The organism is Sulfitobacter sp. G5_S2_6_S6 (assembly GCF_054968505.1).
Genome location: NZ_JBQKUI010000028.1, coordinates 1 through 530 on the forward strand (window position 1 = coordinate 1; position 530 = coordinate 530).

Consider the following 530-nt stretch of genomic DNA (forward strand, 5'->3'; position numbering starts at 1 on the left):
ACCTTTCGGACCGAGCCGTCCTCATATCTCTTCAGCAAGCGTCTCACGCAGTGAGGCGCGAAGCCCCGACAGGGTACCGCGCAGCGGTGTCCCGAGAGGGGTGGGGTTGCTTCATGCAGCCAACGTAACACGCAGCCCTCGGGCTACGCTGGGGCCTTAGCTCAGCTGGGAGAGCGCCTGATTTGCATTCAGGAGGTCAGGAGTTCGATCCTCCTAGGCTCCACCAAGCATACGGCCCTTGAATAACCGCTTGGGCTGGTCCCTCTCGGGACATTCCTTCGGAATGCCCTGCCGGGACGTCGCGGTTTTGCTTTGCAAAACACGCTGGGTCGGTAGCTCAGGTGGTTAGAGCGCACGCCTGATAAGCGTGAGGTCGGAGGTTCAAGTCCTCCTCGACCCACCAAGATCTTTGCCAGCTAAAGATCGTCGCCCAAACAGGGTTTTGCGCAGCAAAGCACGCGTTGGGCAAGCACACGATTTGACCATTAAGCACTGTACGCAGTTCTTAATCGTCCAATCGGACGGCGCGC

At 59.1% G+C, this 530-nt stretch carries 2 tRNA genes; both read left to right on the forward strand.

Going from position 1 to position 530, the window contains the following annotated elements:
• The first annotated feature begins 150 nt into the window (after positions 1 to 150).
• A tRNA-Ala gene (locus ACTRWK_RS17505) sits at positions 151 to 226 on the forward strand.
• Between the two features lie 100 nt (positions 227 to 326).
• A tRNA-Ile gene (locus ACTRWK_RS17510) sits at positions 327 to 403 on the forward strand.
• The last annotated feature ends 127 nt before the right edge of the window (positions 404 to 530 follow it).